20 protein-coding genes and 1 pseudogene are annotated in these 23,167 nt (G+C 34.3%); 1 reads left to right on the plus strand and 20 read right to left on the minus strand.

What is annotated here, in order from left to right; translation table 11 throughout:
• Window positions 1-162: 162 nt before the first annotated feature.
• The 15 genes and pseudogenes from ACK4M9_RS16020 to ACK4M9_RS16090 form a co-directional block, all read right to left on the minus strand.
• On the minus strand, window positions 163-1,782 hold the full coding sequence (locus ACK4M9_RS16020; protein ID WP_409852695.1) for a response regulator transcription factor: 1,620 nt from the start codon (window positions 1,780-1,782) through the stop codon (window positions 163-165).
• Window position 1,783: 1 nt separating this feature from the next.
• Window positions 1,784-2,155, minus strand: a complete 372-nt coding sequence (locus tag ACK4M9_RS16025; protein WP_409852902.1) for a sensor histidine kinase — start codon at window positions 2,153-2,155, stop codon at window positions 1,784-1,786.
• A gap of 45 nt (window positions 2,156-2,200) precedes the next feature.
• Window positions 2,201-2,404: pseudogene (locus tag ACK4M9_RS16030) on the minus strand (histidine kinase); the annotation flags it as partial.
• Window positions 2,405-2,416: 12 nt separating this feature from the next.
• Window positions 2,417-3,562, minus strand: a complete 1,146-nt coding sequence (locus ACK4M9_RS16035) for a cache domain-containing sensor histidine kinase (RefSeq protein WP_409852698.1) — start codon at window positions 3,560-3,562, stop codon at window positions 2,417-2,419.
• Between the two features lie 10 nt (window positions 3,563-3,572).
• Entirely contained in the window at window positions 3,573-4,610 is a 1,038-nt protein-coding gene (locus tag ACK4M9_RS16040; RefSeq protein WP_409852701.1) for an autoinducer 2 ABC transporter substrate-binding protein, read from the minus strand.
• Window positions 4,611-5,080: 470 nt separating this feature from the next.
• Window positions 5,081-5,395 carry an L-rhamnose mutarotase gene (rhaM, locus tag ACK4M9_RS16045; RefSeq protein ID WP_409852704.1) on the minus strand — a complete coding sequence of 105 codons (315 nt, stop codon included), beginning with the start codon at window positions 5,393-5,395 and terminating at the stop codon, window positions 5,081-5,083.
• 191 nt (window positions 5,396-5,586) lie between these two features.
• A complete protein-coding gene (locus ACK4M9_RS16050) occupies window positions 5,587-5,802 on the minus strand; it encodes a hypothetical protein (protein WP_409852706.1) in 216 nt (71 codons plus the stop codon).
• Window positions 5,803-6,014: 212 nt separating this feature from the next.
• Window positions 6,015-7,163 carry an iron-containing alcohol dehydrogenase gene (locus tag ACK4M9_RS16055; protein WP_409852708.1) on the minus strand — a complete coding sequence of 383 codons (1,149 nt, stop codon included), beginning with the start codon at window positions 7,161-7,163 and terminating at the stop codon, window positions 6,015-6,017.
• Window positions 7,164-7,427: 264 nt separating this feature from the next.
• Complete coding sequence (locus ACK4M9_RS16060; RefSeq protein WP_409852711.1) at window positions 7,428-8,189, minus strand: DeoR/GlpR family DNA-binding transcription regulator; 762 nt, start codon at window positions 8,187-8,189, stop codon at window positions 7,428-7,430.
• 146 nt (window positions 8,190-8,335) lie between these two features.
• Complete coding sequence (gene rhaA / locus ACK4M9_RS16065; protein WP_409852714.1) at window positions 8,336-9,589, minus strand: L-rhamnose isomerase; 1,254 nt, start codon at window positions 9,587-9,589, stop codon at window positions 8,336-8,338.
• On the minus strand, window positions 9,580-11,010 hold the full coding sequence (gene rhaB, locus ACK4M9_RS16070; RefSeq protein WP_409852717.1) for a rhamnulokinase: 1,431 nt from the start codon (window positions 11,008-11,010) through the stop codon (window positions 9,580-9,582). Before rhaB ends, rhaA begins: the two co-directional genes overlap by 10 nt.
• 285 nt (window positions 11,011-11,295) lie before the next feature.
• Window positions 11,296-12,252, minus strand: a complete 957-nt coding sequence (locus ACK4M9_RS16075) for an AraC family transcriptional regulator (protein ID WP_409852719.1) — start codon at window positions 12,250-12,252, stop codon at window positions 11,296-11,298.
• A 189-nt stretch (window positions 12,253-12,441) separates the two neighbouring features.
• Window positions 12,442-13,272: a rhamnulose-1-phosphate aldolase gene (rhaD, locus tag ACK4M9_RS16080; protein ID WP_409852722.1), complete on the minus strand. Its 831-nt coding sequence runs from the start codon at window positions 13,270-13,272 to the stop codon at window positions 12,442-12,444.
• A 254-nt stretch (window positions 13,273-13,526) separates the two neighbouring features.
• Complete coding sequence (locus ACK4M9_RS16085; RefSeq protein WP_409852725.1) at window positions 13,527-15,029, minus strand: methyl-accepting chemotaxis protein; 1,503 nt, start codon at window positions 15,027-15,029, stop codon at window positions 13,527-13,529.
• Between the two features lie 411 nt (window positions 15,030-15,440).
• Window positions 15,441-16,544: a GntR family transcriptional regulator gene (locus ACK4M9_RS16090; RefSeq protein ID WP_409852728.1), complete on the minus strand. Its 1,104-nt coding sequence runs from the start codon at window positions 16,542-16,544 to the stop codon at window positions 15,441-15,443.
• A gap of 437 nt (window positions 16,545-16,981) precedes the next feature.
• Between ACK4M9_RS16090 and ACK4M9_RS16095 the strand changes: the two genes are divergently transcribed.
• On the plus strand, window positions 16,982-17,899 hold the full coding sequence (locus ACK4M9_RS16095; protein WP_409852731.1) for an ArsR/SmtB family transcription factor: 918 nt from the start codon (window positions 16,982-16,984) through the stop codon (window positions 17,897-17,899).
• Window positions 17,900-18,055: 156 nt separating this feature from the next.
• Here the strand turns inward: ACK4M9_RS16095 and ACK4M9_RS16100 are convergent, their stop codons facing one another.
• From ACK4M9_RS16100 to araD, 5 genes are all read right to left on the minus strand, one after another.
• Window positions 18,056-18,742 carry an HAD family hydrolase gene (locus ACK4M9_RS16100; protein ID WP_409852734.1) on the minus strand — a complete coding sequence of 229 codons (687 nt, stop codon included), beginning with the start codon at window positions 18,740-18,742 and terminating at the stop codon, window positions 18,056-18,058.
• 111 nt (window positions 18,743-18,853) lie between these two features.
• Complete coding sequence (locus ACK4M9_RS16105; protein WP_409852737.1) at window positions 18,854-19,096, minus strand: DUF6171 family protein; 243 nt, start codon at window positions 19,094-19,096, stop codon at window positions 18,854-18,856.
• Entirely contained in the window at window positions 19,097-20,584 is a 1,488-nt protein-coding gene (locus tag ACK4M9_RS16110) for an alpha-N-arabinofuranosidase (RefSeq protein WP_409852740.1), read from the minus strand. It lies immediately after the preceding gene.
• 43 nt (window positions 20,585-20,627) lie between these two features.
• Complete coding sequence (gene araA / locus ACK4M9_RS16115; RefSeq protein WP_409852743.1) at window positions 20,628-22,115, minus strand: L-arabinose isomerase; 1,488 nt, start codon at window positions 22,113-22,115, stop codon at window positions 20,628-20,630.
• A gap of 110 nt (window positions 22,116-22,225) precedes the next feature.
• Window positions 22,226-22,936 (minus strand): L-ribulose-5-phosphate 4-epimerase, encoded by a 711-nt coding sequence (araD, locus tag ACK4M9_RS16120; RefSeq protein ID WP_409852746.1) that lies wholly within the window; start codon window positions 22,934-22,936, stop codon window positions 22,226-22,228.
• Window positions 22,937-23,167: the final 231 nt, after the last annotated feature.

Here is a 23,167-nt window from a genome sequence, read left to right on the forward strand (position 1 = left end):
CTAGTTTTTCTTTTCAAACGCTTCGTTGTTAACGCTTACATTAAGTTTAGTTCATTTTTCAGTTTACAAAAATAAGATGAATTTCGGATATAGGTGGTGATTATTCAGAAGTATTAACCTATCCATAAATAAAAAGAAAAACCCCCTTCAAGTTGGAGGTTTTCATCCTTTTGACTTAATCATGCTTTTGTATTTGGAGGGTAGTTCACCATAATGTTTTTTAAAAAGTTTACTAAAATATTTTGTGTCAGAATAACCTATTTTTTCTGCGACTTCATAAACTTTTAAATTTGTTGTTAATAATAATTCACGTGCCCTATTGATTCTAGCACTAGTTACAAAGTCAAGGACGGTTTGACCCGTTTGGTTTTTAAAATATTCACAAAAATAGGTCGGATTCATATAGACTTGACTAGATATCTTCACAATCGTTATATTCTCATTCAAATGGTCCATTATCCAATTTTTAGCTATTTCTACTTGATCATGTACCTTTTCTTCGTCAGCTTTTGAAAGAATTTTGTAAACAGACATTACTATTTTTTCAAGCTCCAATCCTAACTCTCTAAAGTTTCCTATTTTACTTACTAACTCAGTTGTTTCTCGAATCTTAAGTACTTCTTTATTTAACCGTGGTGTCTGCCTTAATAGATAATGAGTTAATTCAATCATAAGCGCCTGAACATACCACTCTATTTTGATCGGCGATTGAAACGTCTTTAACTCTTCAATATAAATAGCAAGTTGTTCCTGAAGAGTGATTTCAGTTTGCTGTTCAAGCGATTGGATTAATTTTTTTATAGTTATCTGTGCTTCATTAGTTAAACTAACTTCTTTATCGTTTTTGATTAGCTTTTCCTCTAAATCTTGTTCTAATATTTGGCTTTCTCCAAATATTAATCTGTATTGTAAAAGTACTACTAAATCCTTTGTAATCACATTTACTTCACTTAAATCTTGAAAAACTTTGCTGATAGCAATAGATATTGTCAACAGTGTATATGATTGGATATTCTCTTGTAAGAGGTGAGCAAAATTTAAAATTACTTTCTTTTTATCTTCATCGGTTTTCTTTTCCTCACAACAAAACAAAACCCAAAAAGAAGCCCCTGCCCCCTTCCATTTCCAGTACTTTTCACTGGAAGTACTTAATGTTTCTTTTAAAATGTTTTCGTAAGCAAATAACCAACTGTTCCATTCGTCGTTTGCTAGCGACCTTGAATAACTATACGCGCTATCAAGGTCAAGATTAAGAAGGAAGAAGTTTCCAGAAGGGAATATTTCTGTCAAATTTATTGACGGTTCCACTTCACTATTTCTAGTAATTTCACATAAATACTCAACTTGCTTTGTATAGATAATTTGTTCATCTTCCGCCCATTTGTTTTTAATTGTTTCTTTAATTCTAGTTAACTGTTCTCTGAATTCATCTCGATCGATAGGTTTAATTAAGTATTCATGAGCTCCTTCACGTATCGCTGTTTGGAGGTAGGTAAAGTCGTCATATCCACTAATAACGATTGGACTAAAGGTTAAATAATTTTTCATTTCTTTTATGAGAGTAAGCCCATCCATGATAGGCATTCTGATGTCCGTTATCAGTACATCAAATTCAAACGGTTCCTGTATATATTTATCAACCAGCTCCTGCCCATCTGAAAATGTTGCTATCACATTCCACTCTTCACCAAGTGACTGAACCAATTTAGTAACCCCATTGCGCAGTAATGTCTCGTCATCCACAATTACAGTTCTAATTTGTCTATGAGTCAATTTATCCACCCTATTCCGCTCCATATAAAACTGGAATTCTTATTTCTACTTCAGTCCCTTTCTTTTCGCAGCTATCTATACGTAGGCCGTAGTGTTTACCAAACTTCATTTTGATTCTAGCTTGAACATTAAGTAATCCAAATTGAGCCTCACGTTTAGCCATTGGGTCTGACTCAAGATAACTTTGAATGGTAACAAGCATATTTTTGTTCATACCTGGTCCATTATCTTTAATTAAGAGGACAATATCTTCTGACCCTAGTTCTAAATTGAATTGTTTTTCAATAGAAACATTAATCGTTGTAATATGTCCACTTACAAGTGCATATTTAACTGAATTTTCAACAATAGGCTGTAAAATAAATTTAGGTGTATAATACACGGAACTTTCAATAGTGTTTTCAATCTCGAACTCTAGTTTATCTTGAAAACGAATTTTTTGGATTGTTAAATAATCTCTCATATGTAATAGTTCCTGAGAGATAGGAACCATTGTATCTTTATTACTAATCGAAAATCTTAACATCCTACCTAGGATTGTAACCATTTTTACAACCATATCTTTATGGTCATCCTCGACGGACATGGCAATCGTCTCAAGTGTGTTGTACATGAAATGAGGGTTAATCTGCGACTGTAATGCTTATAATTCTGCTTCTTTTTGTTTTAATTCAATTTGATATTTTTCACGTATTAAATCCTGAATTTCATTAACCATCGAATTAAAGCTTTTAGCAAGCATCCCTACTTCATCCCTTGAATGAATTGGAAAATCAACATTAAAGTTTCCTTTTTCAACACTTTTCATTAATTTCATTAAACTATTGAGCGGATTAGTAACCGTCATGGCCATGATGATCGAAATGACTATACTAAAACCGATGATAATCAGAAAGACAATCACGGTCATATTTTTCACTACTTCTGTTCTTTCCGTTAAATTCTTCATTAATATACTGTGAGCTAACGTCCATCCCCAACTCTCTAACTCATTGATACTTATTAAACGATTGGAAGTCTCTCCAACGGTTCGAAAACTTCCATTTATTTTTGGATAATAGCTAAAGTCCTCATCAATTTCACCAATGAACAGTGGGTTAGAATGATAGATAATTCGTCCATTCTTATCCATCATCCATAATTCAGCTTTCTCGTCTGCATTTAATTTATTGATAACGCTTTTTATGAATGTCAACTCAACAACAATAAGCATCGTACCTAAATTGGTTTGATTCTCAAAATCTGTAAGCTGTCTCATAAAAATAATATATGGAGGGGCGCCTTGAAATTGGAGAGTCGTTTGATGGGGAAGAACTACCCATTCTTCATTTCCTCGTAAATCTAAATTGGTTCCATAAGGTAAAATTTGTTGAGATAAATCAAAATTTGAATATGGCACTTTCACACTCTCATAGGTTCGATTCTTTGATAATATAAACACACCCAAAATATCTATGTGACTTCCATTTATATAGGACCTTGTTAAGTAGTTATTTACGATAAATTGGTCAGTAAGTAATGATGACTGGTTTTGGTAAGCATCTTTTCGTAATACAGCAATGACTTGACTAGAATTATAGAGTTGATTAGGTAACTGACGTATTTCTCTTAGTTGATTATCTATATTTTCATTTGCTTGTTCTAATAGCTTTGGGATGTATTCTCCAACCTCTGCCTCAATAGAATCAGTAAATTGTCCATAGGCAATGTAACCTAATAGAGACATTGGAAGCACAGTAAGAAAAATATAAGATACAATTAACTTCGTACGTAAACGAAGATTTTGCAATTTTATCCACTTAAAAATCATACTGGTCCACATTTTCCTTCGTAAAATCAATTGGCTGTTCCATGATAATCATATCATCAATAACACGTATTTTTCCTACCTTCGGAATTTCTTGGCCATCAAATGGAGACACACCCATTTGGATATTCTTTGCAAGGGCCACAGTTAGGTAGCCTAGTTTCTTAGGACTCCATAAAGTAACAATTTGTGCTGATCCATCCTTTAAATGCTCATTCATCTGATTCGGTGGTGATAAGCCAACAACAGATATTTCACCAACTTTATCTAATTCTTTCACTGCTTGGGCAGCGGAAGGTGGACCAACTGATGTATTTCCGATAATTCCTTTTAGGTTCGGATATAAAGTAAGTAGATCCTTAGAAAGAATATACGCTTTAGTTGGATCATCATCAGTAGCAACGACTTCAACTAATTTCATATTAGGATAAAACTCTTGATTCTGTACTTTAATCCAGTGTAGCCATTCATTTAAATTTGAAGCAGATAGGGAGCCTGTTAATATAGCAAACTCACCATCTTCTTCTGTATTCCAGGCTAACGTATTCATTAAGTGCCTTCCTAGTGTTTCAGGCTCAACCATATTTACAAAAAAGTCACGAGCTTCCGTGACAGTATCTGAATCCCATGTAATTACGTGAATACCTTCCTCTTTTGCTTTTAATAAAATCGGAGCCAATCCAATCGGATCATTTGCCGAGACCGCAATCACATCAACCTTTAAGTCAATGAATTCTTTAACAATCTCCATTTGCTGATTAACATCCGCAAGTAACGGACCTTTATAAATGATATCCACTCCTAAATCTCTACCTGCTTCTAAAGCTCCGTCCCTCACAGCATTAAAATAAGAAATGTTAATGAGCTTAGGGACAACAGCAATAGTAACTTGTTGTCTAGTTTCGCCCTCTAATTGAAAAGAAGAACGTGAATTTATCGTATATACTACTTCAAATCTTTCATTAATCGAATTTGAAGAACAACCACTCATAAAAAATAAGATGCAAAAAAAAATGAAATATTGTCTCATCTTTTACTCATTCTCCTTTGATAAATTTTAAGAGCTTTGAATAATAACATAAGAGTGAATGCGTTTACAAATTAACTCGAAACAAAAAACTACAGTTACTAAAATTTTACATTAACTGATAATAAAAAAGAATAATCCCATGATATTTTTAATCATAGAATTGTTCTACTAAAATCTTAACACCATATTTATTCTCAACTACCTACCTTTGATAAAAATGAAGTACTACTATTTTATCAATATTTTATTTCAAACAATCCTCCTAGTCAACATAATCAAATATATTTCTTATTTGTATGAATCTATTTATTTCTGTTTACTTCTGTTTATATAATAACTACATTGTTAACATAGCATAAGTTACTCACGTCTTTTACCATCTACAATAAATGCGAATAATAAAAAGAGACAACCCTTCTCTTCAGTAACAATTGATAACGAAATTTGTTGCCTCTTTGCTTAAACTCTTTTTAAGCTAAATAAAATACTTCCAGAAGTTCTTTCGACACTGGGCTACTATCTTCATTAGTCTCCATAATATCTTTCATAAATGCCCACCACTTTTGACAAATATCAGTTTGAGCTACTTGGTCCCATTTCTCCTGACTTTCAATTTCGACATAAGCAAATAACGTCCCCGTTTCTTCATCTAAGAAAATCGAATAATTATGTGAGCCATGCTCCTTTAACAAACTAGCCATTTCAGGCCAAAGCTCATCATGACGTTTTTTGTATTCTTCAAAGCTATCAGGATTTACTTTCATAATTGAAGCTTTACGGATCATGTTTCTCGCCACCTTTTACCATTTTAATTTTTATGCAGATTTACCATAGGAATCTTATTGGATTTGATCTAAAGAATTACCATTATTATTTGGAGCTAGTAATACCCCGACAATAAAGTGGATATTTAATAAAACAATCATTAAGTTCCTGCAAATTTAAATCCAAACATTGTTAACATAATTGGAACAGCTTAAGAAATGATACCTACACCTACTCGAGCAATAAAGAATAGTAATCCTTGTGCACCTGCTCTGTACTTCGTATGAACTATCTCCGCTGACCACAAATCATAAAATGCTAGTGCACCAAACCCGGCAGCTACTCCCCATAATGTTACAAATAGCATTAACACAATGATCCCCATATTACCAAACGTCAAAATAATCGAAGCTACAATTCCTAACACAGCACTTACCGCAAACCGATTTTTCTGATTTACTTTGTCTGCTGATTTAATAAATATTTAATTTAATTCTATAAAAGGAAAAGAGGCTAGGACAAAAATGTCTGACACCACGAGGATTTAACTAAATATAGACTTACAGATTTATCATATGTCTATATTCGGTGCCTGGCGGTGTCTGATACTTTGTTATGTCCTAGCCTCTATCCTTTTCATTAAATTATTTCTTTAAACATTGCAATAACTTCATCTTTTGTTGGTTGGAATGGATTTCCTGGTGCGCAAACATCTTTTAATGCATTATCCGCTAATTTGTTTACGTCTACTTCGTTAACTCCTAATTCCGATAGTTTACTAGGAATGCCTACTTCTTTAGATAAAGCTGTAATTGCTTCGATCACTGCATCTGCACACTCTTCATCTGTTTTTCCATTTACTTCAATTCCAATTGCTTTAGCAATTGCGCGGAATTTCTTAGGATCGCGTTTCGCATTTTCTCTTTCAACGATTGGCAATAACATCGCATTACAAACACCGTGTGGTAAGTCGTATACACCACCAAGCTGGTGAGCCATTGCATGAACAAAACCAAGACCTGCATTATTAAATGCCATTCCTGCTAAGAACATAACATAAACCATTTGTTCACGCGCTTCAATATCATGTCCATCCTTAACTGCTCTTGGTAAATAGTTAAAAATGATTTCTACTGATGCTAGTGCTGTTGCATCTGTTACAGGGTAAGCACCTGGTGTCACAATTGCTTCAATTGCATGAGTAAGGGCATCCATACCTGTTGCTGCTGTTAATGCAGCTGGTTTATCTACCATTAATTCAGGATCATTTACTGAGATCGTTACTAAACTATTACGATCAACCATAACCATTTTTACTTGGCGCTCTTCATCAGTAATTACATAGTTAATTGTATATTCACTTGAAGTTCCTGCTGTTGTGTTAACAGCAACAATTGGAACCGACTTGTTTTTGGACATTGCTACACCTTCATACTCACGAATATGTCCGCCGTTAGTAGCTACAATTCCGATTGCTTTTGCTGCATCTTGTGGTGATCCACCACCTATTGATACGATAAAATCACAACCGCTTTCTTGATAAAAAGCTAAGCCATCATGAACATTTTTAGTTGTTGGGTTAGGATTTACATCATCATAAACAACAGTCTCAATCTCACTTGCAGCCAAAACAGATAATACCTTATCGGCAATTCCGTTACTATTTAAAAATTTGTCAGTTACGACGAATGCTTTCTTTAATCCTAGCTCCTGAATGAAAGGCGCGACATCATTTAGGCAACCTCTCCCCATTAAATTAGTTGATGGTACAGTAAATACTCTACTCATTTTCTATTCCTCCTAATTTTTTGTTCAACACTTCACAATAATTCTCTAAGAAATACTTCACCTTTTGTGAAGTGCTTTCAGCGGTTATCTTATATATATATATTTTAATTTCCAGTTGTTAAACAGTCAACATATCCAAACAAATTTTAATGGTTTTATTTTTGCTTTTCTTTATTTATTCACCATTTAGACATCATTAAACTTTTGTTTATTTTTCTTTCACTTAAAAAAGATAGCCACATTATCCATGTGACTATCCTAAGTTTATTTGGCTGTCGTTATTTGAATGTTCATTTTTGTCATTGTTTCTTTATAAAGAGAGTCCATAGAACCTCCTGTGATTATTTGATTGACGTTATCTAGTGGATTAATATGTGCAAAAGAGCGAATTCCAAACTTTGAACAGTCGACCATTAAAATGGTTTTGTCTGCTATTGACATCATTTGTTTTTTTAGCAAGGCTTGCCATTCTAACGTATCACTCAAACCTGTTTCTAAGTGGACACCTTTACATGAAATAAATGCTTTATTCACATGATACATGTTTAAAGATCTTTCTGCTAAAGGACCTACATAAGATAATGATTTACCTAATAACATTCCACCAGTTGATATGACTTTCACTTTTTCTTTTTTACTAAGTTCAATCGCCACGTTAATGGAGTTTGTGAGAACGGTTAAGGGCATATCCGGTAATTCTTTTGCTAGGTACCAAGCAGTCGTACTGGCATCTAAAACGATTTGCTCACCTGGTTCGATTATATTAATGGCTTCGATTGCGATCGCTTTCTTTTCAGCTGCATTTAATATTTCTCTTTCTTCAAATGAAAGTTCTGATTGATCTTTCTTAATACTTACCGCACCTCCGTGACTACGAAGCAACTTTTCTTCTTTTTCTAGCTTCTCTAAGTCCCGTCTAATCGTTTCTTCTGTAACTGAAAAAATTCGGCTTAATTCCGTTACTCTAATACTAAGTCGATCATTGACTAAATCAACGATTTTCCGCTGTCTTTCTGCGACTAACATACTGTCTCCTCCATATCTTGATACCTTTTAAAAGTATATTGTTTATTTATGTTTGATTACTTTGTTTTTTTTATTATAACATGTCTAAACAAAAAAAGCAGAGGGATCTAAATAAAGATATCCCTCCACCATTTATTTATACTTGTTTATCTTTTAATCAATACTTCTTCTTCGTATTTTTTCACTTCTTCTAGCCATGTTTCCTTCACTGGAACACCCATTTTTTCACAATAGTAATCCCAAATAGCCCCAAATGGATAGGTTTTGAATTCTTCCATTAACGCTAGTCTTTCTGTGAAGTTGCCTTCTTCTTGCAATTGTTTTAACTTTTCATTTGGTACAAGCATTGCATACAACAACGACTTAATCATATTTCTCGTGCCGATTGTCCATGCTGCTACACGATTGATGCTTGCATCAAAGAAATCTAGCCCAATAATAACTCGATTTAGAGCATCATTACGAACGATTTCAAGAGCAATTTCCTTTAATTCATCATCTAAAATGACTACATGGTCACTATCCCAACGTACTGGTCTAGAGACATGTAAGGCAAGTTTTTCATTAAATAAAAGCATCGAAGAGATTTTGTTAGATACTGTTTCTGTCGGATGATAATGTCCAGTATCTAGTAAACATAATTTATTATTTTTTAAAGCATAGCTTAAATAAAATTCATGTGAACCGACAACATAGGATTCAGAACCAATTCCGAAAACTTTGCTTTCAACTGCATCAATATTATAGTCTTCATTTACTTCTACTGAATAGATTTTGTCTAATGACTCTTTCAAACGAAGTCTTGGAGTAAGACGATCACTTGGAATGTCTTTGTATCCGTCTGGAATCCAGATGTTTGTTAAAGCTGGTGTGCCTAGTTCTTTCCCGAAATAAGCACCAATTTCTCTACTTTTAATACAATGTTTAATCCAATATTCTCTTATTTCTTCATTCGGGTGAGACAATGTTAGTCCATCACTTGCTTTTTCATGCGAAAATAATGTTGGATTAAAATCTAAGCCTAACTCTTGTTCTTTTGCCCATTGCACCCAATTTGCAAAATGCTTTGGCTCTAGTTGGTCTCTTTCCACTACTTCTCCATTAGTCTCAGCATAAATCGCATGTAAATTAATTCGATGCTTACCAGGAATAAGCGACAGAGCTTTTTCTAAATCTGCACGTAGCTGTTCCGGTGTTGTCGCTTTACCAGGGTAATTTCCAGTTACATCAATTCCGCCTGATAATTCACTTGCATTCACTTCAAAACCAGCTACGTCATCCCCTTGCCAGCAGTGTATCGATATCGGAACATTTTTTAATTTTTCGATTGCAGCTTCGACATCAACCCCCCATTTTTCATACTCTTTTTTCGCCCATTGAAACGCTTCTTTTACTGACATTTCGTTTCCTTCCCTTCACAATTAGTTGTATATTTCTTAATTTCAAAAGAATTCATGATAATTGTTCTCGCTTCATCAATACCAGATATTTCGCCAATTGCCATTAGTTGAGCAACCATATTCCCGATTGCTGTTGCTTCAATTGGTCCTGCATATACATCTTTATTTGTCTTGTTGGCAATAAGTTGATTTAAATATTCATTTTGACAACCACCGCCAATTACATTGACTTTAGTAAAGCTCTTTTCGGAAATTTCTTCAATTTGATTGATAGCCTGTTGATAGCTATTAACCAAGCTATCAAACACACACTTGGCAACCTCACCTGCTGTCTTTGGAACGGGCATGTTCATTTCTTGACAATATCCTTGTATAGCCATAACCATATTTTCTGGTTTTAAAAATCTTTCATCATCGACGTTGACGACAGAAGCAAAGCCATCTGCTTGACGAGCTAATTCTACTAATTCAGCAAAGGAATACTGATCTTGATAATTTCTCTTTACTTCTTGGATCATCCAAAGCCCCATAATATTTTTTAAGAAACGGTAACGGTAATCAATTCCACCCTCATTGGTGAAGTTATATTGAAGTGCTTTTGGACCACAAATAGGCAATGAATTTTCAATTCCAATTAACGACCAAGTTCCAGAACTTAAATAGATTGTTTCATCTAACTCTGGTACAGAAATAACTGCCGAACCGGTGTCATGAGTAGCAGGAAGAACCACCTTCATGCCAAAACCAAATTCTGCAACGAGTTCGTCTGATAAATTACCTAAGATCGTTTTAGGTGGCTTAATTTCCTGAAACATTTTCTTAGGTATCTCTAATTGATCTAATAACTGATCGTCCCAATCTTTCGTTGATGCATTTACCAACTGTGTCGAAGTAGCATTTGTATACTCATTTGCTTTCTTCCCTGTTAATAAAAAGTTAAAATAATCAGGGATCATTAAGAATGTCCTTGCTTTATTTAAGATTTCAGGTTGTTTCATTTTTAGCGAAAATAACTGATAGATAGTGTTAAATTTCTGAAATTGAATTCCTGTCTCTTGATAAATTTTTTCTTTGGATACTTGTTTGAATACTTCATCCATGACCCCATCTGTTCTCGGATCACGATAAGCAACTGCCTCAGTGATCGACTTATCATTCTCATCTAATAAAACAAAATCAACTGCCCACGTATCAATTCCAATACTCTCTGGCTTGATCCCTTTTTCTTGACACTTTTTAATTCCTGTCTTGATTTCGTCAAACAACTTGTCTACTTCCCAACAATAATGTTGATCTTTTTGAACAATCTTATTTTCAAAACGGTGAATTTCCTCTAGTTTTAATTGTTGTTGATCAAGTGAACCTAGTATGAGCCTTCCACTTGAAGCTCCGATGTCAACAGCTAAACTATATTTTTTCATTTGCACCACCCTTTACCTGAAAACGTTTACTTATATTTCCTATCTTAAAGGCATTTTCAAGATTTAATAATATCGTCAGTAGTTTTTTTATTGTCCTTATTTGCATTTAAAAACTGGTAAACTTCTTGTTCATAGAATAATTTCATAGTTATCATATTAAGATAGTAAGAAAGCGCAAGCACCTGCACCTGCACCTGCACCTGTAGCTAGACTGCTTTCAAAATAAAATTTTATATTATCCAAAAGCAAAAAAAACTACTACCATTACGGTAATAGCAATCTGTTTCATTCCAACTTCCGATATTCCTTAGGCGTCATCTGATATTTCTTTTTAAAAATTCGATAAAAATAACTAATGTTGTCATAACCTACTTCTTCGACAACGGTTACTATTGGTAATTTCGTGCTATCAAAAAGCTCTTTAGCTTTAGATAAACGCTTTTCTTGAAGTAATTCTTTAAAAGTATAACTCGTTGCTTTTTTAATCTGTTTACTTAACGAATAATGTGGTTGCTTTAGTTTTTTTGCTAATTCATAAAGGGAAGCCTGTTTATAATTTTCATCGATGTATTTTAGTGATTCTACTATTATATAGTGCTGAAGAGATTGGTCTTTATTATTAACAGCTTTACTGGCATTTTTTATTAACTGAACCATTAAAAGGCCCATATACAGTTTAATTGAAGAATCTGATAACAAACTTGGCGACATTATTTCAACAATCATCTTTTTAATTAATTCTTGAATTTCTTCAATTTCTGATACTTGGAAATAAAGAAAATGGCCATTATGTGTGTGGTTGTATAAGCTACTAATGAGAAACTCGCTAACTAAATTTTCCGAATTTAAGTAAGAAAGGATAAACTCAAAAAATTGAGGTTGAATAATAAAATTGATAATGATGTCGTCTTTTGTACATGCATCAATTTCATGTTCAATATGTTGGTTTAAAAAAAGTAATTCTCCTTTTTTTAAGGTAATTTCTTCTTTTCCTACTTTTTGCTTTAACGTTCCATTATAAACATAATTAATTTCAATATAGTTATGCTTATGCATAGGAAAATCAACAAACCGTGTATGTTTTCGTACCATAATCATTTTATCTTTACTTAAAAACTTTTCACTTTCAATAATAAAATTTCGTTGGCTAGTGTACATATCTTTTAAGACTTTTTTATCACTTTGTAGGATTAGCTGTTCCTCATCAGTCAACTGAATTAATTCATATAGAAGCTCATCCATTGTTACCCCTCCAACAAAATAGTTACTAATGATATCCTATCACTTAATCAATGTTTTAGGAATTCTAATTAAGGCTGTGGAGCAGAGTTTCTTCAACGATTTCACTTCTTTGTTACAGCGCTCCGTCCCCCTTTTCCACAAAAAAAGACTGCCCCTACTAAAGTAGGTCTCAGCCTTCATGGATTATTTTTATAACTCTAAAACGCCTGAACGCGGTACTACACCAAAAGCATCTGCTAAATCTTTTAACTGTTGGTCTGTAATTGTTTGCTTCTTACCACCTTGAGCACAAACAATTGTATAAACTTCTGCAGCTTTTTCAGCTGTTTCGATTAACCCAAAAGTTTCATCCATAGTAGTTCCAGTACCAAATATACCGTGATGTGGCCATATTACTAAACGAGTTGTTTTCATTTTGTCAGCAGTCGATTGTCCAATTTGATCTGTACCAGGTACCATCCATGGAATAAGGCCTACACCATCTGGAAAAACAACGATACATTCGGTACACATTTCCCAAAGTGTTTTTGTGAAAAGAGCTTCATCAAGTTCATGAGTAAATGTCATTCCAATTAAGTGTGTAGCATGGCAGTGCATAACAATACGATGTTCTGTATCTACTTTAAGTCTTTCAATGTGACTCATTAAATGAGAAGATAATTCGCTTGTTGGAACTGCTCCGCCTACAAAGCCCCATAAAATATCAACACTTGTTCCATCTTGACCAATACGAATTATTCCTAAATTCCCTTCTGGTTCATCGATTACGTTTTTAAAATATTTACCAGAACCAGTTACGATAAAGTAACTTCCTGCAATTTCTTTTGCATTAAAGCTAATCTTCACTGTACGTTTCACATCATTGATATCTAAATAAGGAGTAACTTCCTCTTCTCTTAATAAATAGCTAATGTTTCCCCCGTTTCGCTCATCCCAGCCTAAACGATAAAGGTTAGCTGTTGTCTTCATCATATCTTGAATAAACTGGGCACTCAGTACATCCATCTTTAAAGTATTCATTTTGATCGTCTCCTCTTTACTTTTATTTATATATTTAAAAATATTATTAATTAATAATTAACTTTGCTTTATCTTACTCCACAAAACAAAACGAGTCAATAACAAACAAAAACAAATCAAAATTTATCTTTGATTTGTTTTTGTTTTTGTCACAATTATTTTATCAATGACATGTTCTTCCCTGTAGTTCCAATAAAGAGAATGAAAAAAAGGAGGGAATTAAAAATCCCTCCTTTCCTAAACAAACTCTACTATTATTTTTTATTTGCAATTTCATCGAGTTGCTCAATGATCTTTTCTAATTCAGTATATTGAGCTTCTATATCCTTTATCCTTGAGTATTGTTCGTCAAAACTACTTAACACTTCCTGTGTAGATGCACTATGTTCTTCTGTAACACTTGCGATTGCTTCTACCTCTGCTGATATACTTTCGGAGGATTGATTTAGTTCGCTTAGCATTCTTTCGATTTTTTTAGAAGCACTGGTCGTTTCTTCTGCATTTGATATTATTTTTTCAAAAACAGTTTGAACAGATGATAGGGCTTTCTCACTGTATTCTGCAGCTTCGTCACCCTTTTGAGCTTGCTCTATTGCCATGTGAACTTTTTCTTCTATTCCATTTAAAATGGTTTGAACTAATTCTGTTGATTTTCGGGAACTCTCAGCTAGTTTTCGAACTTCATCTGCTACTACCGCGAAGCCTTTTCCGTGTTCTCCGGCACGAGCTGCCTCAATTGCCGCATTAAGTGCTAGTAAATTAGTCTGGTTGGAAATATCATTTATTTCAACAATGATATCTGCAATTTTTGAGCTCTGTTCATTTAATTCTTGTGTAACGTTAACCATTCCGCCTATAACATTAGAGATGTTACCAATCTCGTTCTGCAATTTGTTTAAATTTTGATTCCCTTCTTTTACAACATTTAAATTTTCTGATGACTTCCCAGACATATCATCAGCTGTTTCTTTTACTCCATTTGTAAAATTAGAGGTATTGCGAATAGAATCATTAATTCTTGAAATGCTCTCTACTTGATTAGAAGACCCTGTTGCCATTTCATTAAACGTTTGTGACAGGTCTTGCGAGATGCTAGATGTGGAACTTATATTTTTAACCAATCCAGTGCTAAAGCTTTTTAAAGTTGTAACAGATTTCCTAATAGAGTCATTATTTTGCTCACTTCTATCTTTCATTTCTATTACTTCTTTTATTAAAGACTCGACATGGTTTCTTACCTTTACATTAAAACGACCATGAACAAAAATAACTCCAATAATTAAAACAAGAAAGAAGTTAATAGAGATTAATTCCGGCAATAAATTTTCAGGAAGTGCGAAGTTATAACTTTTAGAAAAGCCAATATTAGCTATAATTAAGGAACCTCCCCCAACAATAAGAGTTGAAATCCAATCTTCGTACATTGCGATTAATACTACGTAAAATGCGATAAGAAAAAATAAAGACAGGGTTACAGCTGGTCCAAAGAATGTGAAAAAAATAGATATTATAAATGAACCTACAATGATATATTTTGTAACATAAATAAACAGTCTCTTAATAACAAGGAATGTTATGACCGCATTAATGAATATACTTATTGAAAACATGAGTAGTGTCTCAATAATACCAAAACCTGACATTATGATAAATGCCATGCTAAGAATGGATGTAAACCACAAAACCAAAATTAGTAGCTTGTTCCTTAAATAGATAAGTTCTTCTTTTTTGTTTAATTCCGTAATTTCATTACTCAATATGTATCTCTCCCTAGTTGTTTTAATTCTTTACCATGATTAAGTATAAGGTAAATGAAACTGATTTAGCTATTAATATATATAATTATTTTTTCATATTTTCATAGCTGTATTTCATACATTCCTCAATAAAGGAATACCGCATTTGTTTCTTAAGCTTAATGGCTCGTTAGCTTATCGCTACGTGGCAGGCAAATAAAGAAGACGTACTACGATGATGGAAATCTTCCGTGCTCACTAAAAAAATGGACTCATTATTAATACTAAACCTAACTGTGAGCAGTTCACTTCACAGTTAGGTTTTTCAGATAGGGATTAATTCCTTTATCACTACTTCTAAAAAAACTGTTCTAGCCACTTTTCATACCTGAACTCCAAAAGAAAATATGCATTTTTATTTCTATAATATCTTTACAGCTTCCTTGTAGAACTTCTTAAGACCAGTTCAGGCTCATAAACAACCGTTTCAACTTTAACGTCTGATTTTCGACTATTACCTTCTTTTACTTTTACAAGCTCAACAATCATTTTTGCAGCAGTTTCGCCTAATTCATTTTTGGGATGTTTGATCGTCGTCAATTTAACCTCAGAAGCCTGAGCCAAAAATGAGTCATCATAACCTACAATCGAAATATCATTGGGAACATGCAATTTCTTTTCTCTTAGAACGTCTAGTAAAAACAGAGTGAGCTCATCATTATAACAGACAAGAGCAGTTGGTTGTTCACCTGATGCTAATAATTTTTTTAATTCTTCCACTGGCTTGATTTTTTTTTCCTCTGAACTATACGTAATAATATTTGTAGGATTTATAGGTATTTGGTTTGTGCGATGAGCCTTTATATAGCCCTTCATTCGTTTTACTCCTTGAATATCATCGTTTTTAAAAAAACCAACAATATTTTTGTGGCCAAGCTTAATTAGATGCTCCGTTTGAATAAAACCGCCTTTTTCATCGTTCATAATTAAACAAATTGGCTCTAGTTCATCATAAAAAGCATTGATCATAATATAAGGGATATTTAAGCGTTCAAGGTTAAAATAGTAGTTTATATTTGGATTGGAAAACGCACTTTTTGTTGGTTCGATAATAATTCCATCAATGTTTTGGGAAAGGAGATTTTCTAAAATCCTCATCTCACTTTCGTGATTATTATTCGTACTATACAAACTGACCTGATATCCCTCTTCACTTAAATAAGACTCTGCTCCACGAATAATCGATGGAAAGATATAATCAGAAATAAAAGTTGTAACAATGGCAATGTTTTTCGTTTTTTTCTCGGCTCTATTCTCCTCTTTCGAACGGTCAGCCACAAATGTCCCTGCACCTTGTTCCCGGTATAACCAACCCTCATTTACTAATTCTCCAATAGCAATCCTAACGGTGTGCCTACTAACCCCAAACTCCTTCATTAAATCATTTTCTGAACTTATTCGCTGTTGAGAATTAAACGTGCCATCAAGTATTTTCGATTTAATGTTTTGTTTGACCATACTATATTTTGTCTCCATATAGACACCTCTTTTTTTCTAAACCTTGCGACATTACTGATATAAAAAGAAAGTTTCATTTTTTATATTTGAGTATTACAAAGTCATTTTTGTTTTTCAACCTGTAAATTTTTAATCCCTAATAAAAACATTATACACTTGTACGGACAATCTTTCACTATAATTAATTTTATTTTATGTTACTATTATTATCCAATAAAAAAATTTGGTTTGTATTCGTGACAACTCGGTGATCATACCATACGAAGTAAATCTACTCCGAGTAACTCTTAATGTTATCGTTATCCATTCAAGGGTTTTACAATTAATATAAAACGCTATTTCTCTTGCTTTATAATGAAATAGCGTTATATTATAGTTAATGATTATGTTTATGAAAAGAAACTTAAGGTTTGATGCTCTTAGCATTAACATTTTTTAATACCGGGAGGACTAATATGGAAGCTGATATTTCAACTAATTCATTACCAATATATGAAGCGCTGGCAAGTGGAGTTAGGTTGTCAATTATTCATTTGTTAGCAGATAAAGAAATGAACATTAAAGAGATTGCAGAAGCCCTTGAGCTGAGTAGTGCCATTATGACAATGCATATAAGAAAATTGGAAAAGGCTGGAATTATTAAAACAAAGATGGTCCCTGGAAAAGGCGGTACTAAAAAAGTTTGTTCACTAATTACTAAAACGATCGAAATTTCCTTCCCACAAAAATCAGACATTCAAGAGAAGCATTATCACAAAACCGTAGTATCCGTAGGCCATTACACTGATTTTGAGATAAAACCTACATGTGGGATCGCCACCTCTCAAAATGTAATTGGGATTTTTGATGAGCCACGATATTTTCTTGACCCTGAAAGAGTTAATGCTGGTATCTTCTGGTTCGGACAAGGTTTCGTTGAGTACAAAGTGCCAAATTACTTAATGAAGGATGAAGAACCTACTGAATTAGAAATCTCCATGGAATTATGTTCTGAAGCACCGTATGCAAATGATAATTGGCCTTCAGATATTTCCTTCTTTTTAAATGGAGTTTTAATTGGAAGTTGGACTAGCCCAGGAGATTTTGGTGGTGGTAAAAAAGGAAAGTATACACCTGATTGGTGGTGGGATGAAATCAATCAATATGGACTGCTAAAAGTTTTAAAGGTTAACTCAGTTGGAACTTTTATTGATGGTCAACAAATTTCCAATGTCACTATAGATCAATTAAATGTAAATCAAAATTTATGGACCTTCCGACTTGCCGTCTTAGAAGATGCAAAACATGTTGGCGGGCTAACGTTATTCGGCTCCTCGTTTGGCAACTATAATCAAGACATTATTTTTAAATTATATTACCAAAAAAACGAATGACAACTGATCTATATGAGGCTGTCCCAATGTATCAGTCAACTCCCCTACTATAAATAGATTATGTACAAACATACACTTCTCTATCTATAGTGTGATTTCGAGGTGCTCTGAAACGTGGGACAGCCTCATTTTCTTTAACTGCTATTTCTTGACAACTTACATATCAAGTTCATGGTAACTATAAATCACCTTGTATGGGATATCCGTTGTTTCTGGTTTCCTACAACGAAAATTATACCAGACACTATTCCATCCCGCATTAAGGGATGGAACTACATCATTACGCCAGGAATCCCCGGCATAGTAGCAATTCTCCGGTTTAATCCCAATTCTATTATTTACATGTAAAAAAATTCGGGGATCTGGTTTTGCAATTCCTACCCCGTCAGAAATAAAAATTAGCTCCTTTGATACAAATGCATCCAGTTGTAAATTTATAATTTTTTTCATCTGATGCTCAACTGGACCATTTGTTATTATACCGACCAAAAACCCTTTTTCTTTTAAACTAGTCAAACAGGAAATAACCCCCTTAGAAAGTTTAATTTTATTCTGTCTTTCCTCATATCTTTCTTGGATTTCCATTGCTTGCTTAGGTTCTAACTTGTATTTAAAATCCTCAAATGCAAGTACTAGTCTTTTTACCCTTAATTCTTCTAAACTTACTTTATTCGAACAATATTGGTCCCAAAGTATATCGCTATATTCCCTTGATCTTTTAAATATTTTCTCAAATGGCAACTCTTCTATAGTACTGTATGAACAAATAACTGCTTCTTTAAAAGGTTGTAATTGATCATAGAGAGTGTCGTCAAGGTCAAAGAAAAATGCTTTTTTTACCATTATATTTATCACCGCCACTAAATTTTTATTATGTTGAAATGATCAACAATAAAAAAAGGGTTACTCTACATAGAATAACCCCTAAATATATTTATTTCTACCTTATTCGTTTTACCACTTAGCTTCCCCTGGATAAGGACAGCTCTTATCTATAAGCAAAGTTCGATAGCTTACGATACATCCTGAATGTTTGCAGGTTGTTCCGTATTGCAAGGAAGAACAATCCATACAAATCGCCAATCTTTGTTCATAAATCTCCTCAGAGACTGTTTGTGTATCATCAAGTTCATCAATATCATTGATACCTTCAACAACAATAGGACGGCACCATTTACATTCGGTTTTTCTACTCATTTACTCTACAGCTAAAACAACAACAGACATCGCTGGTAGTATTACAGTTAACTCACTATTGAATACTGTAAAGCTTTTAAATTCAACTGGCTTTACTACTTCTGGTTGTTCAAATGTATTATGTTCATTAGGTTTATCTGCAGTTAAAATTCTTCCTGAAATTTTGGCTATACCATCATATAACCCACGTAAATCGATGTTTACTGTACTTTCTGCTTGATGATTAAGATTACACAAACTGATATGAATTTTCCCATTTGCATCCTTTGATGCAGATGCACTGACAGATGGTAGTTTTTCACCATTCATCTCATATTCTTCAACAATTGTCTCAATATCTAATTTGGTAGCATCTTGGTGTACTTTAAACATTTCGAATACATGATAAGTAGGAGTAAGGAGCATCTTTTCCCCTTCTGTTAAGACCATCGCTTGTAATACATTTACTGCTTGTGCGATGTTTGTCATTTGTACACGATCACTATGCTTATGAAAAATATGGAAGTGAACTCCTGCTACTAGTGCATCCCGAATTGTATTTTGTTGATAGAGAAAACCAGGGTTTGTACCAGGTTCTACGTCAAACCAAGTGCCCCATTCATCAATGATCATACCGATCCGCTTAGCTGGGTCGTACTTATCCATAATTGTTGAATGCTTTGTAATTAATTCATCCATATGAAGTGCTTTTTTCATTGTCACGAACCATTCTTCAGCTCTCGGATCAGTTGCAGATCCTTTCCCTAACCAAAAATCTCCTGGTATAGTATAGTAATGAAGACTTAAACCATCCATTAGCCAGTGAGCTTCACGCATCAGCACCTCTGTCCAACGGTAATCATCAACATTAGCGCCACCAGCAATTTTATAAATTTTATTTTTCCCATAATTTCTTACGTAGGTTTGATAACGTCGATAAAGATCCGCATAATATTCTGGGCGCATATTTCCACCACAGCCCCAGTTTTCGTTTCCTACACCAAAGTACGTTAAGTTCCAAGGCTCTTCGCGACCATTTTCTTTTCTCCAATCGGCCATTGGTGATTCTCCATTTAGTGTCATATACTCTACCCATTCTGACATTTCCTGGACAGTCCCACTTCCTACATTACCACAAATATACGGCTCACAATCGAGCAGTTCACACAGTTGCATAAATTCATGGGTTCCAAAATGGTTGTTTTCAATAACGCCACCCCAGTGCGTATTTACCATTCTTTTTCGCTGCTCGCGCGGGCCCACTCCATCTTTCCAGTGATATTCATCTGCAAAACAACCACCAGGCCAACGTAATACTGGAACATTGATATTTTTTAACGCCTCAAGAACGTCATTTCTAATACCGTTTGTATTTGGGATTGGGGAATTTTCTCCTACCCATAGACCCTCATAGATACATCTACCTAAGTGCTCTGCAAATTGGCCATAAATATTTTTATTAATAATTCCTTTTTCAACATCAGTATTAATGATTACTGTATTTTTCATAAAGTAGGAAGCCTCCTATTTTTTTTCGAATCTATAAAAAATTTTAAAACTTTCGAGCAATCTCATTCCATCTTAACTCGTTTTGGAAGCTCATCACATTTGTTGAATTATTAATAAACACACACTCGATGTCAGTCATTACTGACCAATCAAACAATTGCTCAGGTGTTACCTTGAATGAGAATACTGTATGATGTGCTCCTCCTGCGTGGATCCACGCTTCTGCCGATTCACTTAATGATGGTTGCGGTTTCCATAGTACTTTTGCTACCGGAAGCTTTGGCATCTCTTTCATAGGTCTTACTGCATCTACTTCATTAACAACTAAACGGAAACGATGACCTAAGTCAATAATCGATGCATTTAACGCACGGCCCGCGTCACCATCAAACACCATCCTTGCAGGATCTTGCTTCCCACCGATTCCCAATGGATGAACTTGGATTTTCGGTCGATTTGCAGCAATTGTTGGACAAACCTCTAGCATATGTGATCCAAGTACTAATTCGTTGCCTAATTCTAAATGATACGTATAGTCCTCCATAAATGAAGTCCCTTTTCCACCAGCAATGATTTTCATCATTCTGAGTAAAGCTGCAGTTTTCCAATCGCCCTCTCCACCAAAGCCGTACCCTTGCTCCATTAAACGTTGGACAGCTAGACCTGGTAGTTGCTTCATTCCATGAAGGTCTTCAAAGTTTGTTGTGAAAGCTGTAAACCCACCTTCTTCTAAAAAGGCTTTCATGCCTAATTCAATCCGCGCTTGTTCTAAAATTGAATTACGGTAATCCGCTGAAGTAGTAGCCTTTGGGTCGATATCATATAACTCATTGTAGACTTCATAAAGAGCATTTACTTCTTGTTCTGAGATGTCATTCATTCTTTGAACTAAATCACCAATCCCAAATCCAGATGTTGACCATCCTAATTTAATTTGAGCTTCAACTTTGTCTCCCTCAGTTACTGCGACTTCGCGCATATTATCTCCGAATCTCGCGACCTTCAGGTTCTTTCCATCAGTAAAAGCAGTTGCTGTTCTCATCCAGTCTGCTGTTCTTGTTCTTACTTTTGGATCCTGCCAGTGGCCAACAACAACTTTTCTGGCAATTTTCATACGCGCACCAATAAATCCATACTCACGGTCACCATGAGCTGACTGATTTAGATTCATAAAGTCCATATCAATTTTATCCCATGGAATATCACGATTGAATTGTGTATGTAGGTGCAATAGTGGCTTTCTTAATTCAGAAAGACCTGCAATCCACATTTTTGCTGGTGAAAACGTATGCATCCATGTAATCAGTCCTGCACAATTCTCATCAGTATTTGCGTCGATACACAGCCTACGAATAGCATCCGGCGTTGTTAAGACTGGTTTTAAAACAACTTCAAACGGGATTGTTTCATCTTGATTTAAACCTTCGACGATTTGACGAGAATGATCTTCTACTTGTTGAATTGTTTCATGTCCATATAAATGTTGACTACCTGTCACAAACCAAAATTGATATTGTTTTGTTTTTAGCATTGATATTGTCCTCCTAAAAAATGTAATAGTAAATCTATTAATCTAAAACCTAATTTTGTTCTTAAATTGATTTTAAACGCTTCATCACAATATTTTCATCGCGCCCAAAATTAATCCTCTCTTTTTTTACTTTGTCCGTAGTATGCATTTACTCCATGCTTTCGTAAAAAATGACGTTCCAACAAGGTTTGGTCCATCGGTGGCGTTTGTGGATTAAGCGCCAGTGTATTAAGCCCCATTCTGGCAACTTCCTCTAAAACGACTGCGTTATGAACGGCACTATATGGGTCTTTTCCCCATGTAAATGGAGCATGTGAATGGACTAGGATACCTGGAGTATGCAAAGGATTGAGCTGTAATGTCTCAAATGTTTCAACAATAACATTTCCTGTTTCGAGCTCATAGGCACCCTTTATTTCGTGTTCTCTCATTTCTCTTGTACATGGAATACTTCCATAAAAATAGTCAGCATGAGTCGTACCAAACGCTGGTATTGACCGTCCTGCTTGCGCCCAACTTGTTGCATTTCTCGAATGCGTGTGCACAATTCCACCAATTTCAGGAAAAGCTTTATAAAGAACTAGATGTGTAGCTGTATCAGATGATGGATTTAAATCACCTTGTACGACATTCCCATCCAAATCAACAACGACCATGTCCCTACTTCTCATTTCAAAATACTCAACACCACTCGGTTTAATAACTACAAGACCACTTTGGCGATCAATCCCACTAACATTCCCCCATGTAAAAGTAACTAATTCGTGTTTGGGTAACGCGAGGTTTGCTTTAAATACAATTTCTTTCAACTGTACTAACATGTTTTTTCTCCTTCCATGCTAAATTCAACTTCAAATTAATTATACACTTGTACGTACATTTTTCCACTGTTTTTTTTAATATATCGTAAGAATTATTGAACTTTTTCTAAAAATATGAGCTTATTTATTAGATATACTAGTGTTTTTTCACTTTAAACATTTTATGTACGTACAAATGCAAACGTAATACTAAGTATGGATTTTTATGACAAAAGCTCTGATAAATTCTAG

It is taken from the genome of Anaerobacillus sp. (assembly GCF_046314235.1).
Lineage (GTDB): Bacteria > Bacillota > Bacilli > Bacillales > Anaerobacillaceae > Anaerobacillus.

What these genes read in the sequence shown, in the direction of transcription:
- ACK4M9_RS16040 (WP_409852701.1), bottom strand. Translation starts at nt 4,610, where the DNA reads ATGAGACAATATTTCATTTTTTTTTGCATCTTATTTTTTATGAGTGGT.
- rhaM (WP_409852704.1), bottom strand. Translation starts at nt 5,395, where the DNA reads ATGATCCGTAAAGCTTCAATTATGAAAGTAAATCCTGATAGCTTTGAA.
- ACK4M9_RS16055 (WP_409852708.1), bottom strand. Translation starts at nt 7,163, where the DNA reads ATGAGTAGAGTATTTACTGTACCATCAACTAATTTAATGGGGAGAGGT.
- ACK4M9_RS16060 (WP_409852711.1), bottom strand. Translation starts at nt 8,189, where the DNA reads ATGTTAGTCGCAGAAAGACAGCGGAAAATCGTTGATTTAGTCAATGAT.
- rhaA (WP_409852714.1), bottom strand. Translation starts at nt 9,589, where the DNA reads ATGTCAGTAAAAGAAGCGTTTCAATGGGCGAAAAAAGAGTATGAAAAA.
- rhaB (WP_409852717.1), bottom strand. Translation starts at nt 11,010, where the DNA reads ATGAAAAAATATAGTTTAGCTGTTGACATCGGAGCTTCAAGTGGAAGG.
- ACK4M9_RS16075 (WP_409852719.1), bottom strand. Translation starts at nt 12,252, where the DNA reads ATGGATGAGCTTCTATATGAATTAATTCAGTTGACTGATGAGGAACAG.
- rhaD (WP_409852722.1), bottom strand. Translation starts at nt 13,272, where the DNA reads ATGAATACTTTAAAGATGGATGTACTGAGTGCCCAGTTTATTCAAGAT.
- ACK4M9_RS16090 (WP_409852728.1), bottom strand. Translation starts at nt 16,544, where the DNA reads ATGGAGACAAAATATAGTATGGTCAAACAAAACATTAAATCGAAAATA.
- ACK4M9_RS16095 (WP_409852731.1), top strand. Translation starts at nt 16,982, where the DNA reads ATGGAAGCTGATATTTCAACTAATTCATTACCAATATATGAAGCGCTG.
- ACK4M9_RS16100 (WP_409852734.1), bottom strand. Translation starts at nt 18,742, where the DNA reads ATGGTAAAAAAAGCATTTTTCTTTGACCTTGACGACACTCTCTATGAT.
- ACK4M9_RS16105 (WP_409852737.1), bottom strand. Translation starts at nt 19,096, where the DNA reads ATGAGTAGAAAAACCGAATGTAAATGGTGCCGTCCTATTGTTGTTGAA.
- ACK4M9_RS16110 (WP_409852740.1), bottom strand. Translation starts at nt 20,584, where the DNA reads ATGAAAAATACAGTAATCATTAATACTGATGTTGAAAAAGGAATTATT.
- araA (WP_409852743.1), bottom strand. Translation starts at nt 22,115, where the DNA reads ATGCTAAAAACAAAACAATATCAATTTTGGTTTGTGACAGGTAGTCAA.
- araD (WP_409852746.1), bottom strand. Translation starts at nt 22,936, where the DNA reads ATGTTAGTACAGTTGAAAGAAATTGTATTTAAAGCAAACCTCGCGTTA.